The organism is Hafnia sp. (genome assembly GCF_036648275.1).
GTDB lineage: Bacteria > Pseudomonadota > Gammaproteobacteria > Enterobacterales > Enterobacteriaceae > Hafnia > Hafnia alvei.
This window is the reverse complement of the sequence record NZ_JAVXIQ010000001.1, coordinates 426,035-439,992: the sequence shown is the minus strand read 5'-3', so window position 1 is coordinate 439,992 and position 13,958 is coordinate 426,035. Positions and strand designations below refer to the sequence as shown.

General features: G+C 47.3%; 13 protein-coding genes. 8 read left to right on the top strand and 5 right to left on the bottom strand.

Going from position 1 to position 13,958, the window contains the following annotated elements; translation table 11 throughout:
• Positions 1 to 97 precede the first annotated feature (97 nt).
• Positions 98 to 1,375 (top strand): YeaH/YhbH family protein, encoded by a 1,278-nt coding sequence (locus tag RSC70_RS02220; RefSeq protein ID WP_040045087.1) that lies wholly within the window; start codon positions 98 to 100, stop codon positions 1,373 to 1,375.
• 187 nt (positions 1,376 to 1,562) lie between these two features.
• Positions 1,563 to 3,338, top strand: coding sequence for an ABC transporter ATP-binding protein/permease (locus RSC70_RS02215; RefSeq protein ID WP_332541515.1), 1,776 nt, complete (start codon positions 1,563 to 1,565; stop codon positions 3,336 to 3,338).
• 78 nt (positions 3,339 to 3,416) lie between these two features.
• Here RSC70_RS02215 and ompC read toward each other — a convergent pair whose 3' ends face one another.
• Positions 3,417 to 4,520: a porin OmpC gene (ompC, locus tag RSC70_RS02210; protein ID WP_025802016.1), complete on the bottom strand. Its 1,104-nt coding sequence runs from the start codon at positions 4,518 to 4,520 to the stop codon at positions 3,417 to 3,419.
• A 420-nt stretch (positions 4,521 to 4,940) separates the two neighbouring features.
• Here ompC and RSC70_RS02205 point away from each other — a divergent pair, with 420 nt between their 5' ends.
• Positions 4,941 to 5,195, top strand: coding sequence for a hypothetical protein (locus RSC70_RS02205; protein ID WP_040045089.1), 255 nt, complete (start codon positions 4,941 to 4,943; stop codon positions 5,193 to 5,195).
• Between the two features lie 25 nt (positions 5,196 to 5,220).
• On the opposite strand, the gene RSC70_RS02200 is transcribed toward RSC70_RS02205, so the two are convergent.
• Positions 5,221 to 5,463: a YceK/YidQ family lipoprotein gene (locus RSC70_RS02200; protein WP_063587264.1), complete on the bottom strand. Its 243-nt coding sequence runs from the start codon at positions 5,461 to 5,463 to the stop codon at positions 5,221 to 5,223.
• Between the two features lie 224 nt (positions 5,464 to 5,687).
• Here RSC70_RS02200 and RSC70_RS02195 point away from each other — a divergent pair, with 224 nt between their 5' ends.
• The 3 genes from RSC70_RS02195 to RSC70_RS02185 all read left to right on the top strand — a co-directional run bounded on the left by RSC70_RS02195 (position 5,688) and on the right by RSC70_RS02185 (position 7,833).
• The gene (locus RSC70_RS02195) at positions 5,688 to 5,903 is read left to right on the top strand and encodes a YccJ family protein (protein ID WP_025802010.1); all 216 of its coding nucleotides are present in this window, start codon (positions 5,688 to 5,690) and stop codon (positions 5,901 to 5,903) included.
• Positions 5,904 to 5,988: 85 nt separating this feature from the next.
• Positions 5,989 to 6,558 carry a 3'-5' exonuclease gene (locus RSC70_RS02190; protein WP_332541514.1) on the top strand — a complete coding sequence of 190 codons (570 nt, stop codon included), beginning with the start codon at positions 5,989 to 5,991 and terminating at the stop codon, positions 6,556 to 6,558.
• 75 nt (positions 6,559 to 6,633) lie between these two features.
• A complete protein-coding gene (locus tag RSC70_RS02185; RefSeq protein WP_063587266.1) occupies positions 6,634 to 7,833 on the top strand; it encodes a multidrug effflux MFS transporter in 1,200 nt (399 codons plus the stop codon).
• A 22-nt stretch (positions 7,834 to 7,855) separates the two neighbouring features.
• Here the strand turns inward: RSC70_RS02185 and dadX are convergent, their stop codons facing one another.
• Positions 7,856 to 8,926: a catabolic alanine racemase DadX gene (dadX, locus tag RSC70_RS02180; protein WP_332541513.1), complete on the bottom strand. Its 1,071-nt coding sequence runs from the start codon at positions 8,924 to 8,926 to the stop codon at positions 7,856 to 7,858.
• Between the two features lie 89 nt (positions 8,927 to 9,015).
• Entirely contained in the window at positions 9,016 to 10,320 is a 1,305-nt protein-coding gene (locus tag RSC70_RS02175; RefSeq protein WP_332541512.1) for a D-amino acid dehydrogenase, read from the bottom strand.
• 715 nt (positions 10,321 to 11,035) lie between these two features.
• Between RSC70_RS02175 and RSC70_RS02170 the strand changes: the two genes are divergently transcribed.
• Positions 11,036 to 12,571 carry a SpoVR family protein gene (locus RSC70_RS02170; protein ID WP_040045095.1) on the top strand — a complete coding sequence of 512 codons (1,536 nt, stop codon included), beginning with the start codon at positions 11,036 to 11,038 and terminating at the stop codon, positions 12,569 to 12,571.
• Between the two features lie 74 nt (positions 12,572 to 12,645).
• On the opposite strand, the gene fadR is transcribed toward RSC70_RS02170, so the two are convergent.
• Positions 12,646 to 13,365: a fatty acid metabolism transcriptional regulator FadR gene (fadR, locus tag RSC70_RS02165; protein WP_025801997.1), complete on the bottom strand. Its 720-nt coding sequence runs from the start codon at positions 13,363 to 13,365 to the stop codon at positions 12,646 to 12,648.
• A gap of 298 nt (positions 13,366 to 13,663) precedes the next feature.
• On the opposite strand from fadR, the gene RSC70_RS02160 reads away from it, so the two are divergent.
• Entirely contained in the window at positions 13,664 to 13,951 is a 288-nt protein-coding gene (locus tag RSC70_RS02160) for a hypothetical protein (RefSeq protein ID WP_025801995.1), read from the top strand.
• The last annotated feature ends 7 nt before the right edge of the window (positions 13,952 to 13,958 follow it).

Genomic DNA, 13,958 nt, shown 5'->3' with positions numbered 1-13,958 from the left:
CCAAAACCGCGTCGGCCCATGAGTCGACGCGGTTTACCCGAGTTGGCATACGGGAATTTACGGCGTATTTCAGACGGTAACGTCGTTTGGGGGAAATATGGCCTATTTCATTGATCGGCGATTGAACGGCAAGAATAAAAGCATGGTTAACCGCCAACGCTTTTTGCGCCGCTATAAGTCGCAAATAAAGCATTCTATCGCCGACGCCATCAATAAACGTTCGGTGACCGACGTCGAAAGCGGTGAGTCTGTCTCGATTCCCAATGAAGACATCAGTGAACCGATGTTTCATCAGGGACGCGGCGGCGAGCGTCATCGTGTCCATCCGGGCAACGATCACTTTGTGCAAAACGACCGCATCGAACGCCCACAAGGCGGTGGAGGTGGCGGCGGAAGTGGTCAAGGTGAGGCCAGTAAAGACGGCGAAGGTGAAGATGAATTTGTCTTCCAGATATCGAAAGATGAATATCTCGATCTTTTATTCGAAGATTTAGCGCTGCCAAACCTACGCAAAAACCAATACAAACAGCTGACCGAGTATAAAACCCATCGGTCAGGTTTTACCTCGAACGGCGTGCCCGCCAATATTAGCGTAGTACGTTCGCTGCAAAATTCTCTGGCGCGCCGTACGGCAATGACGGCGGGGAAACGCCGTGAACTGCATGAGCTCGAAAACGTGCTTGAAGAGCTACGCCACAGTGAACCGGCACAGCTGCTGGAGGAAGAGCGTATCCGTAAAGAAATTGCGGAGCTGCGCCAACGCATCGACAGAGTTCCATTTATTGACACTTTCGATCTGCGTTACAAGAACTATGAGCGCCGCCCTGAACCTTCCAGCCAAGCGGTGATGTTCTGCTTGATGGACGTTTCAGGCTCCATGGATCAAGCCACAAAGGATATGGCTAAACGTTTTTACATCCTGCTCTATCTCTTCTTGAGCAGAACGTACAAAAACGTCGACGTGGTGTATATCCGTCACCATACGCAAGCCAAAGAAGTTGATGAGCAGGAGTTCTTCTACTCGCAGGAAACGGGCGGCACCATTGTGTCTAGCGCGCTTAAGCTCATGGATGAAATTGTACGTGAACGTTACAACTCGGCAGAGTGGAACGTTTATGCCGCGCAGGCTTCCGACGGTGATAACTGGGCCGATGACTCACCGCTGTGCTCTGAGTTGTTAGCCAATAAGCTGCTGCCACAGGTACGCTACTATAGCTACATTGAAATTACCCGCCGTGCGCATCAGACGCTATGGCGTGAATACGAAGGGCTCAAACAGCGGTTTGAGAACTTTGCGATGCAGCATATCCGTGAACCTGATGATATCTACCCGGTGTTTAGAGAACTGTTTCAGGCTCAAGTTAACAAAAACTAAGCAAACAACCTGAACCGCCAGCGGGATCTCCCTCCGCTGGCGGTTTTTTTGTTCTCTTCGTGCTGACACCTTCATTTACAACTGAACATTTGTGGGATTGTGCTGTCTGTCACAATCTAGACAACAGTTTTTTTGTTGTGTTTGTTTATCACTTTTATTGTCACCATTGCATCAGGAATACCGTCTTATGCAGCAACCTCTTCACAGAACAACACACTGGTCAGAAGTGTGGCAATTGATTAAACCTTATTGGGTTTCTGAAGAAAAAGTCAGCGCCTGGACTCGCCTTATTGCGATCATCGCCCTCACGCTCGCTGGCGTGTATATCAATGTTTTGTTTAACGAATGGAATCGTGTTTTCTACGATGCGCTGCAAAACCGTAATTACGACGTGTTTAAAGCGCAGCTAATACGCTTTAGCTATCTGGCGGTTATTTTTATTGTTATCGCTATTTATCGTATCTATCTGACTCAGGGCTTACAGATGCTCTGGCGTCGTTGGATGACTGAAAAATATATGAGTAAATGGCTTTCACATCAGGCCTATTACCACACGGAAATTCAACAGACCATTGATAACCCCGATCAGCGTATTTCGCAGGATCTGAACGCGCTCACCAACGGTACGCTCTCTTTAAGCCTCGGCTTGCTTTCCAGCCTAGTGACGCTGTTTTCCTTTGTTGCCATATTATGGACGGTCAGCGGTTCCATTTCATTCATGTTGAATGACCACCAGTTTGTTATCCCTGGTTATATGGTGTGGTTCGCCCTGCTCTATGCCGGTATGGGGTCAATTTTAATTTGGTGGATTGGGCGTCCGCTGGTGGGATTAAGTTTCGATCAAGAACGTTTCGAAGCAAACTTTCGTTTTGGTTTGATTCGAATCCGTGACAATGCCGATCCGATTGCGCTGTATCACGGTGAACAACAGGAAAAAAATCAGCTCAGCGGCCAGTTTGAAAACATCCGTGGAAACTGGTGGTCGATTATGCGCTTAACGAAGCGCCTGAATGTGGCCTCTACGTTTTACGATCAGTTTGCGAATATTTTCCCTATTCTGGTGGCGTCACCGCGCTATTTCTCCAATGCCATTCAGCTCGGCACATTGATGCAGGTTGCTTCTGCGTTTGGACAAGTACAGGGTGCCCTGTCTTGGTTCATTGGTGCATTCACCGATTTGGCCTCGTGGAAAGCCTGTGTAAACCGTCTGGCTGGTTTTAACGCTGCCATAACGGCAATTGAGCAGCATCCAAATAACCTTTCCCACACGACCTGCACCGACCGTGATGATTCATTAGTTACGCGCGATCTCACCTTGAGCTTGCATCAGGGGCGCGAACTGTTCAGCCATGCCAATCTCCACGCACGCCGCGGAGATAAAATCTTGATCACAGGCCCTTCTGGCTGTGGGAAATCAACGTTGCTACGTGCTATTGCGGGCGTCTGGCCTTATGGCCAAGGGGAGATTTCACAACCTCCGGCAGACCAATGCACCGTGCTGTTCTTGCCTCAACGCAGCTATTTGCCGATTGGTACGCTGCGCGATGCATTGTGCTATCCGCAAAGCTCAGCCGGTTATAGTGACGAAGAATTACAGCAGGTTTTAAAAGCCTGCCGTTTACATCATCTGCATCAGGCGTTAGACATTCGCGCTAACTGGACTCATCAGCTATCCCCTGGTGAGCAACAGCGTTTGTCATTTGCCCGTGCATTAGTGATAAAACCCGACGTGCTGTATCTGGATGAAGCCACCAGCGCACTGGATGAAGAAACCGAACAGCGTGTTTATCAACTGATCAACCAAATGCTGCCCGACACAACCTTGATAAGCGTCGCACACCGTAGCAGCGTGGCACCTTTCCACAATATTCGTTGGAAATTTGTTAAGCAGGCCGATGCCGACCAAGAAGAGATTTATTACTCTGCTCCATCCGTGATTGAAATTAGCTCACTCAATCACTAAAACAAACCCCGCGTGCTGGCTATCAGTACGCGGGGTTTATTCAAGGTATAAAAACGTTATTCTTTGAAACTACATCAGCTAGAACTGGTAAACCAACCCTAACGCCACTACGTCATCCGTATTCAAATTCAGCGGATTATTGTCGTTTAGCTGGTTTATTTTGTAATCTACAAACGCCGACATGTTTTTATTGAAGTAATAAGTGGCTGCCACATCAATATATTTCACTAAATCAGCATCGCCCACGCCCTCAATATCCTTACCTTTGGATTGGATATATCCCAGTGACGGACGCAGACCAAAATCAAATTGATATTGTGCAATCACTTCAACGTTTTGCGTTTTATTCGCCAGCCCTTTCACGCTGGTATTAACCCCATTAATCACAGACGTCCCTGATATTGGGGTCATATTGCGTGTTTCGGCATACATAGCAGCCAAGTAAACGTTATTAGCGTCATATTTTAAGCCACCGGTCCAAGCATCGGCTTTATCGCCGTGGCCAAATGCCGATGCCTGCTGCGCACGAGTACGGTCTGAAGAGGCATACGCGCCACCGATAGAAATACCGTCAACGATTTCATAGGTTGTCGATAAAGAGTAACCATCGCCATTCTGTTTGGTAATATCACGATCGTTTTCATTTTTACCTTGATACTGCAACGCAAAATTCAAACCATCAACCAAACCAAAGAAATCACGATTTCGATAGGTTGCAAGACCGGTGCTACGCCCCGTCATAAAGTTATCAGCTTTGGTGTAGCTATCACCGCCAAACTCGGGGATCATATCCGTCCACGCTTCAACGTCATAGAGCGCGCCGTAGTTACGTCCATAGTCGAACGAGCCAAACTCGCTAAACTTTAGTCCTGCAAAACCTAAACGTGTTTTCGTTCCTGTCGCGCCATCACTTTCCGCACGGTTGGCAGCAATTTGATACTCCCACTGACCAAAGCCCTGCATCATATCGTTAATCTGCGTGACGCCTTTGAATCCGAAGCGCACATAGGACTGGTCACCATCAACCGCATTATTGTCAGAAAGGTAATGTTCAGCCTTCACTCGACCATACATATCCAGCTTGTTGCCATCTTTATTGTAAACTTCTGCTGCCTGCGAAACAGATGTTGCCAGAGAAGCAACCGCCAATGTCATCATCATTGCCAACGCGCTTTTTTTCATTGTCTCATCCATCAATATTGTTATCTGCAATTACGTATTTTTTATGCTTTGCCTATTTCTGAAGGCGCAGATGTTTTACCGAATGAAGATGAAAGTTTTATTGCACAAAAAATACTTTTGATGACAATAAAATAGACCTATAAAAAACAGGGCTTAATTTTAGAAAAAATTTGGTTAATTAAATACCTACAAGGATCTGGGGTAATATGCCTAGAGTCTTAATTGATAAGAGTTACTAATATTTCAGATCATTGTGTAAAAGATCAAAATGTTTGCTAACATTTTTCTAATTATCATCAATCTCTTTTACCGTGGGCAGGCTGAAAACAGGGCTATACTTTTGAGGTTTTACTTTTTTGCACTGTTCAAGTGCATCCTTAAATACCTGACGTAGCTTGGCTTGTGTATAGGAACTGACTGATGAATAGCTTATTAATTGACGATGTCGCCCAGAATTTATTTCGCAATGAGGTTTCTAAAATTATCGGCGAAGCCGTCAGTGATTTAGTCGGGCGTGAAGGCGATATTGTTTATGGTAAGTTAATTAACTCGTTAGCCCACTCTGCCGATCAAGAAACCAGCCTTGAACGCAAAACGTTGTTATTAAGCGCAATCGACCGACTTATCGGCGATGAAAATTTGCTTCGCCGCAAGCGACTTTTACAGACGAAATGATCTGTTCAGTTATGCTCAGCCATGTTCAGTTATAAGGGCCATGTTTAGCATCAAACGGCAGCATAAACGTATCGGCAATTAAAGAAAACGGCACATCTAAAGCCGTGACATAACGCCAAGGGCTATCGCGGAGATCCCACTGTACGCCTGGATAATATTGATAGCCGTGCCCTTTCCCCGCAGTCCGACTAATGATGCTCCCACAGCCGCTGAGCAGCATCACACAGGTCGCAAGCAAAACCCATTTTGACCATAGTCCTGTCTTCATTCTTTTCTCATATTGACGCAATGAAACAATTTTGGAGTATATATCAGTGGCTAGACGCTGACACCTGCGCTAAGGTGAAGATTAAGCCGTTACGGTTGATTTTCGAGCTAACACTCCGCGGTAAGTGATTAAATTTATAGCACTTGCGCACTCAAAACTAACCCAATAGCGAAAACAAGTTCATACTAGATAAGGTTACTTCGTTCGTTTTTAAGGAGACTGTTATGTCAGATCCACATCACATCGCCGATTGGGCGCGTCTACGTCAGACATCTGTCGAAATCGCACACGCAATTTTCGAATTAGCTAAGAATGATGAAGTATTAGCTGAAAAAATTTGGGAAGAAGGCAGCGACGAAGTCTTGCCATTAGCATTCTCTAAAACAGATAAAGATGAGCTGTACTGGGGTGAAGAAACCATCTTCCGCGCCAACGTGTAACGCGCCTCATCCCTTCAGACCATGCCCGTGAACGCGGGCATTTTTGTCTCTTTTTTTCACTCTTTTTGTCGTTAAAGGCTACGCTATGCACCATTTGATGCTAGATATTGAAACGTTGGATACCACGCCAAGTTCGGTGATCCTCTCCGTAGCAGCCGTATTTTTTGAGCCGATGACGGGGGAGCTGGGCGAAAGTTTTACCGCTCAGGTCAGCCCACAGAAACCACAGCTACATCGCACCATCAGCGCAGATACGGTCGCATGGTGGGCGCAGCAGTCTGATGCAGCACGTAAAGAAGCCTTTTCCGGTACCGAAACGCTAAAGAAAACACTGACTCAATTCAGCCGCTTTATTCAAATTCACACAACGGATAAAGTTCATGTATGGGGCAATGGAAAAGAGTTCGATTGTTCGATTCTGGAGCATGCCTATGGTCAGCTTGAAATGACCTGTCCGTGGGATTTTTGGCGCACGCAGGATGTGCGTACCTTGGTCACGCTAGCGCGTACGCTTGGCTTTGATCCTAAGAAAACGCGGCCTTTTGAAGGCGTACCGCATCTGCCGCTGGACGATGCTCAACATCAGGCTCGCTATGTCTCGGATATCTTCCGTTCGCTACGTGTGATACCGTCTGCGCTTGAAAATCATCAGTAAACAATATCGGAAAGCTTCCGAAATGACGGATGAGTAACACCTGCTTAACTTCCAATCACCATTAAAAAAATTATTATGCGAAACTATATTCTGCTACTGCTTACGCTTGTTTTGTTTGGTCCTTTGGGGATCGATCTTTTCCTGCCGACTATCCCAGCCATTGCCGCTGATTTCCAGGTTAAGAACGAAGTCATTCAGTCCACCATTTCCCTATTTTTATTAGTGATGGGGCTGGGTCAGCTTATTGCGGGCCCGTTGGTAGATAAATTTGGTCGCCGTCCTATCGCGCTGGTGGGAATTTCGCTCTACATCGTGGGCTCCATTTTGGCGGCGCTTTCCACCTCCTCCGATATTTTCGTTATTGCCCGCGTGGTTCAAGGCTGTGCCGTTTGCTGTACCGGCGTGGTGTGTTTCAGCGGTGTTCGCGACCGTCTAAGTGGCAACGAGGCGGCAAAAGCCTATGGTTTCCTCAACGGAACGCTCAACATTGTACCGGCCTTGGCTCCGCTGTTAGGCGGCATATTGGCAGAGTTATTTAACTGGCGAGCCCCATTCTGGTTCTTGGTATTCTATGCCGTCGTTGTTTTCATCATTATGGCTATCTGGCTGCCCGAAACTCGCCCTGCGGATACCAAACCGGTCACAGGTTTACCGCTAAAACAATATGCACGCATTCTCAGCAACGGTCGCTTTTTGCGCTTTGCCTTAGTGAATGCGGGCGCAATGGGAATGGCGATCACCTATGTCTCCTTTGCGCCTACCGTTTTGATGACGGAAGGCCAACTTTCACCGCTGACTTTCTCACTTATCTTTGGCGGTAATGGTTTCTGGATTTTGCTGGTCAGTCTGTTAGCAAATAAAGTGATTCAACGTGCGGGTCGCCCATTCTGTCTTATGCTGGGCACCATTCTGATGGGATTAGGCTGCGTAGGCTTATTTGCGGGCATGCACTTATTACCAGAGGCGGCAAGCCAACACTGGCTAAGCTATATGTTACCTGTCGCCAGCGCCTGTGCGGGATTAGCGTTTATTATGGGGCCAGCCACCAGCTATGCGCTGGAGCCTTATTCCGACGAAGCGGGGATTGCTTCCGCCTTGGTTGGTTTTGTGCAAATGGCGATCGGTTCAAGTATTGCGTTAATCGCCATTGCGTTGCCGATGTCAGCTAAGCCTGCACTGGCGATTGTTATGTTGCTCGGTGGCCTATTGGCCTTATCCGCCCGATTGCTGAGTAGCAAGCTTAAAGGCCGGGTGAAGTCGATTAATCAGGCCTAAGTCGATTACGGCTCTTGTGCTATCAGCGTATGATCACTGGAACTCTCTGTGCTACGGCACAGAGAAGTTCATAGCCAATCGTTCCCGCAGACTGAGCAACATCGTCAACCGGCAGATTCTGCCCCCACAGTTCGACGGATGTACCAATCTGCGCATCGGGCAGTTCGGTTAAATCCACCGCGAGCATATCCATCGATACCGCACCCAACAAAGACGCTTGAATTCCGTTCACCCATACCGGCGTTCCCGATGGCGTATGCCTTGGGTAACCATCGGCATAGCCGCACGCCACAATACCGACTCTCTGTGGTTGATTGGCCTGATAACGGCTGCCGTATCCAATAGCATCGCCAGACGCCATATTTTGAATCGCAATAATTTCACTATATAAGCCCATCGCCGGCTGTAAATTGGCGTCAGCAATATCCTGCCAGCGCCCAGTTGGCGATGCGCCATATAAAACAACTCCCGGCCGAACCCAGTCTGCATGCGTATGCGGATGCCAAAGCACGGCTGCGGAATTAGCTAAACAGCGCGGTGCCGAAATATCTGCGCAAGCTGCGTTAAACGCGGCAAGCTGTGGCTCAACGCCAAGATGGTTATCAGCATTCGCAAAGTGGGTCATCAAAGTGACTTGCCCCACATGAGGTAACGCACGGGCAGAATGATAGGCCGCCATCAAATTCTCAGGCATAAAACCAAGCCGATGCATGCCAGAATTAACTTTGAGATAGATATCGATCGGTTGGCTCAACGGTGCGTGCTGTAACATCTGCAACTGATGCTCACAGTGAATCACCGTAGTCAGTCGATATTGATCGATAAGCGCTAAATCCTGCGCGTGGAAAAAACCTTCAAGCAGCAGAATCGGCCCATCCCAGCCCTGCTTACGCAACAAGATCGCTTCATCGATATCCAACAACGCAAAGCCATCCGTTTCTTTTAACGCTGGCCATACTCTACCGAGGCCGTGACCGTAGGCGTTGGCTTTAACCACTGACCAAATCTTAGCGCCGCGAGTTTGCTGGCGTATCTGACGCAAATTATGGGTCAGCGCCGAGAGATGTACCGTAGCGTGAATGGGGCGAGGCATAGCCCTCTCCTGTGAAATTAAAGCAAAATGCAGGTGAACCGCAGCGTTTATGAGCGCATAAACAGCCCCCATAAACGCGCTATTTTTTATTAATGTGCGGTATGGATATCGCTTAAGCTACGGCCGCTTTGCTGATGAAAACGTTTGTCGTAGCGGGCAACTGAAAGATCTTCCGAAGGTATAGCCGGAGTGACGCCTGAAATAATATCAGCCAGCAACTGCCCTGAGCCACAGGCCATCGTCCAGCCTAATGTTCCATGTCCGGTGTTTAAGTACAGGTTTTTAATCGGCGTTTTGCCAACCATTGGCGTGCCATCTGGCGTCATCGGGCGTAAGCCTGTCCAGAATTTGGCTTGCTCAATATTCCCACCGTTTGGATAAAGATCGCGAACCACCATTTCCAAAGTCTTACGACGCGCATCCAAGAGGTTAGTATTGAAACCGACGATTTCCGCCATTCCCCCTACGCGAATGCGTTGGTCGAAACGAGTAATCGCAATCTTATACGTTTCATCGAGTACGGTAGATACCGGTGCACCATCAGGATTGGTGATAGGAATGGTCAGCGAGTAGCCTTTCAGCGGATAAACCGGGATTGCCAGCATGTCATGTAGCAGAGCGGTAGAATAAGAACCTAATGCCACTACATAGGCATCACCAGTAATAACGTCGTTGCCGCACTGAATGCCGGTGATCTGGTTGCCCTCTTTGAGCAAACGATCAATTGATACATTAAAACGAAACTCTACGCCTGCACGCTGCGCCATGGCGGCCAATTGCTGGGTAAACAGCTGGCAGTCGCCGGTTTCATCATTGGGTAACTGCAAACCACCGGTGAGTTTGTGCTGAACCTGCGCCAGTGCCGGTTCAACCGAACCTAACTCACTCGCTTTCATCAAACGATAAGGAACACCGGCATCCTTTAACACTTCAATATCACGCGCCGCATTCTCAAATTGCTGCTCGGTGCGGAACAATTGCAGCGTCCCTTTTTGGCGGCCTTCATAATGAATATTGGTTTCCGCCCTCAATGCTTTTAAACAATCGCGGCTGTACTCAGACAAGCGCACCATGCGAGATTTATTCAGCGCATAGTGAGAGCTATCGCAGTTGCGCAGCATTTGCCACATCCAGCGCAGCTGATCGCTGGTGCCATCCAAACGGATCGCCAGCGGCGCATGGCGCTGGAACATCCATTTAATCGCTTTCAACGGAACGCCTGGCGCAGCCCAAGGAGCCGCATAGCCCGGAGAGATTTGCCCAGCGTTAGCCGCACTGGTTTCCAGTGCGGGGCCATCTTGACGATCTAACACCACAACATCATGGCCAGCCTGCGCCAGATACCAAGCGCTCGCCACGCCGACGACTCCACTACCCAGCACGATAACACGCATAGACGACTCCGCATCCCGATGATTAAAAGCACAATATTCTAGTTACATAAAAATAACCAAATATAAAAACCTATCCAACATTTCTTGACGCAAGTGTGAATGAAATCACGATTATTCATAGACTTCAGGTAAAGAGCCTCATTTCTCCACATACAGATAATAATCACTAACTCATTGAAATATAAGATTCAATATTATTATTGAATTTACACATCTGTAACATTACTATTAAGCATATGACATTCTAAATTGCCCCGCTGGTCATCGAACTTTACTTTATGTTGTATAAATGTGACTCACAGTGACTTCTTTTGTTTGATAACCATCAAACAGCTACATGCATCTACCAGCTAACTAAACGCCAGCATAAAGTGGCGATTTTCATTTCGTTAACTACAAAATTAACTGAGCAACTGCGTTGCAATTGGCTTAGTCATATCGTCACTAGGAACAGCGTTACGAGTGAAGTTTAATGCTGAGATAAGGCGATATTTTCAGAGCAAAAAACTATCAATTGAGAGGTTTCCAGCCAGCAAAAAACCTTTCTGATAACGTGTTTTCGTCACTTTAAGTGATTGGTAGCACGACAAAACATTTCGCTTTTTCTCCCTTGAGCTACGCTTGTTACAGGGTCTGCATGTCTGACAGATCCACTGACAAAAAGTCCACTGACAAAAAGTCCACTGACAATCATGTTTCGTCGGGAGATGCGCTAATGACTATTTCAACTCGTAAGCAGGCACGGGAAGCCACCACATTAAGTGATGGTCCTGATTGGACATTTCCGTTGCTACAGGATTATCTAGATCAAATCGATCGGGTTGCTAAACACTACCGACTGGACACTTATCCGCATCAGATTGAGGTGATCACCGCCGAACAGATGATGGACGCCTATTCCAGCGTTGGTATGCCTATCAACTATACCCATTGGTCCTTCGGTAAAAAGTTTATCGAAACCGAGCAGCTGTATAAGCATGGTCAGCAAGGTCTGGCGTATGAAATTGTCATCAACTCTAACCCTTGCATCGCTTATTTGATGGAAGAAAACACCATCACTATGCAGGCGCTGGTGATGGCACATGCCTGCTATGGGCATAACTCATTTTTTAAGAACAACTATCTCTTTCGTAGTTGGACAGATGCGAGTTCGATCGTGGATTATCTGCTCTTTGCTCGCCATTACATTACTCAATGTGAAGAGCGTTACGGCGTTGATGAGGTTGAGCGCCTACTGGACTCATGCCATGCGCTGATGAACTACGGCGTCGACCGCTATAAACGTCCGCAAAAAATATCCATGGAAGATGAAATTGCGCGCCAGAAATCGCGCGAAGAATATTTGCAAAGCCAAGTTAACGAGCTGTGGAAAACATTGCCGCGCCGCGAGCGTGAAGAGCATGCGGTTGAGGCCGCCCGTTTTCCCAGCGAGCCGCAGGAAAATATTCTCTATTTCTTAGAGAAAAACGCCCCGCTGTTAGAGCCTTGGCAGAGAGAGATCGTGCGCATCGTGCGTAAAGTGAGCCAGTATTTTTATCCGCAAAAACAGACTCAGGTGATGAATGAGGGTTGGGCCACCTTCTGGCACTACACGATTTTGAATCATCTCTATGACGAAAATCTGGTCAGTGACCGTTTTATGCTGGAGTTTTTGCACAGCCATACCAACGTGGTGTATCAACCGGCGTACAACAGCCCCTATTACAACGGCATTAATCCCTATGCGTTAGGCTTTGCCATGTTCCAAGATATCAAACGAATTTGTCAAAATCCGACCGAAGAGGATCGCCATTGGTTCCCCGCTATCGCCGGCACGGATTGGCTAGATACGCTGCACTTCGCCATGCGTGATTTTAAAGATGAGAGCTTTATCAGCCAGTTCTTATCACCGAAGCTGATGCGCGATTTTAGGCTTTTTACCGTGTTAGATGATGACCGGAATAACTATCTGGAAATCGATGCGATTCATAATGAAGAGGGCTATCGCCGCATCCGTGAGCAATTGTCGGCGCAGTATAATTTGAGTAACCACGAACCGAATATTCAGGTATGGAATGTCGCGCTGCGCGGTGACCGCTCATTAACGCTGCGTTATGTGCCGCATAATCGAGCTCCGCTAGATAAAGGCCGCCGCGAAGTGTTAAAACATCTGCATCGTCTATGGGGATTCGATGTGTATTTAGAGCAGCTTAATGATGATGGCAACGTCGAACTGCTGGAGCGCTGCCCTGCTCGACCCAATCAGCTTTGACCGTTTTCTCATCATAGAACGCAAAAAGGGCGCATCATGCGCCCTTTGTTTTATTCTCTATGCGACCCAATCAACTAGCGACGGCCTTCCGCCAAATCGCTCGGGATTGATCCCTGCATGCTATGCCAGATAGCACCGCTGTCTTTGCCATAGTTACGCACATATTCCATGACTTTCTCATAGTTCTGCTCGTGGCACAGCTGGCTCAGCTTGGCATAAAAGGTTAATGCCAATTTGCGCGCTTCTGGATTTGAGAAGTAATAACGCCCTACGCGGGTATACAATCCTTTCAAACCATTAAGGATGAGGCCGTAGATAGGATTGCCAGAAGCAAAGGCTAGCCCACGGAAAATTCCGTAGTCCAAATCCGTGAAAGCTTCTGCGTGATCGTCCACAGTCTCTGCCTGGGCCAAGATCTCCTGTACTTTATCTGGATGCTGACGCACCGCTGTACGAATAAAGATAGAGGCAATATTGGTACGTACAGATAATAGATTATCAATAAGCTGCGGAACACTATCGTGATCGAGACGAGCTAATGTTTCCAGAATATTTAAACCTGAGGTTTCCCAGAAATTATTCACTTTTGTTGGTTTACCATGCTGAATAGTTAACCAACCATCTCGAGCTAATCGCTGTAGAACCTCACGTAGCGTGGTGCGCGTGACACCAATGAGCTCAGACAGCTCACGCTCTGCCGGTAAGATTGATCCAGGTGCAAAGCGATTATTCCAAATGCTTTCAATGATATACTCTTCTGCAAACCCTGCTGGACTCTGCGCCTTAATAACCATATTGTTGACGTTCCGTAACGACGATATTCCACTAATAACATGGCGCTCATCATACCAGATCGCCTATGGCTGATATAGCGTTGATGCTCGGGATTCCACGAAACAATAGATCATCCATCACAAAAATAACCTCAATTTTATGCGGTAATTATGTTACACACCTGCATTTCTATGTAAAAGCCGCCTTCAACAATTAACACCTCATTAGCAAATAAGAATAAAACTCAATTAGATCTGGATTGCTGATAGATATGAGAGTTAAAATAACAATCGTTATCAATCGAGTTCAGAGGACAGTATGGATCTTGCAGGTATTTTGATTAGCGCATCCTGTGTGTTGACGACTTCCGCCCTACTGGTGACGGTCTATGGCGGCAGCGGTATGCCGCGTTTTTTCCGGAAACCTCAGCCTAAGTCTGAACCACATTATCAACAGTCAGTAGAAGCTTCCGCTTTAGAGGATGGAAAATCCCCTGACGTTGGCGATCTCAATATCTCTCTGCCAGCAATGAGCGCCATGGGCGATCTCAATATTGCATTGCCGGTGACACAAACCGTGATTGGCGATATCAGAGAAGCCTATTAGGCTATTG

Coding starts and splice junctions, on each gene's coding strand:
- RSC70_RS02170 (WP_040045095.1), top strand. CDS start 11,036: ATGACTATTTCAACTCGTAAGCAGGCACGGGAAGCCACCACATTAAGT.
- RSC70_RS02200 (WP_063587264.1), bottom strand. CDS start 5,463: ATGAAGACAGGACTATGGTCAAAATGGGTTTTGCTTGCGACCTGTGTG.
- dadX (WP_332541513.1), bottom strand. CDS start 8,926: ATGCCTCGCCCCATTCACGCTACGGTACATCTCTCGGCGCTGACCCAT.
- RSC70_RS02190 (WP_332541514.1), top strand. CDS start 5,989: ATGCACCATTTGATGCTAGATATTGAAACGTTGGATACCACGCCAAGT.
- RSC70_RS02175 (WP_332541512.1), bottom strand. CDS start 10,320: ATGCGTGTTATCGTGCTGGGTAGTGGAGTCGTCGGCGTGGCGAGCGCT.
- ompC (WP_025802016.1), bottom strand. CDS start 4,520: ATGAAAAAAAGCGCGTTGGCAATGATGATGACATTGGCGGTTGCTTCT.
- RSC70_RS02160 (WP_025801995.1), top strand. CDS start 13,664: ATGGATCTTGCAGGTATTTTGATTAGCGCATCCTGTGTGTTGACGACT.
- RSC70_RS02185 (WP_063587266.1), top strand. CDS start 6,634: ATGCGAAACTATATTCTGCTACTGCTTACGCTTGTTTTGTTTGGTCCT.
- RSC70_RS02195 (WP_025802010.1), top strand. CDS start 5,688: ATGTCAGATCCACATCACATCGCCGATTGGGCGCGTCTACGTCAGACA.
- RSC70_RS02220 (WP_040045087.1), top strand. CDS start 98: ATGGCCTATTTCATTGATCGGCGATTGAACGGCAAGAATAAAAGCATG.
- fadR (WP_025801997.1), bottom strand. CDS start 13,365: ATGGTTATTAAGGCGCAGAGTCCAGCAGGGTTTGCAGAAGAGTATATC.
- RSC70_RS02215 (WP_332541515.1), top strand. CDS start 1,563: ATGCAGCAACCTCTTCACAGAACAACACACTGGTCAGAAGTGTGGCAA.
- RSC70_RS02205 (WP_040045089.1), top strand. CDS start 4,941: ATGAATAGCTTATTAATTGACGATGTCGCCCAGAATTTATTTCGCAAT.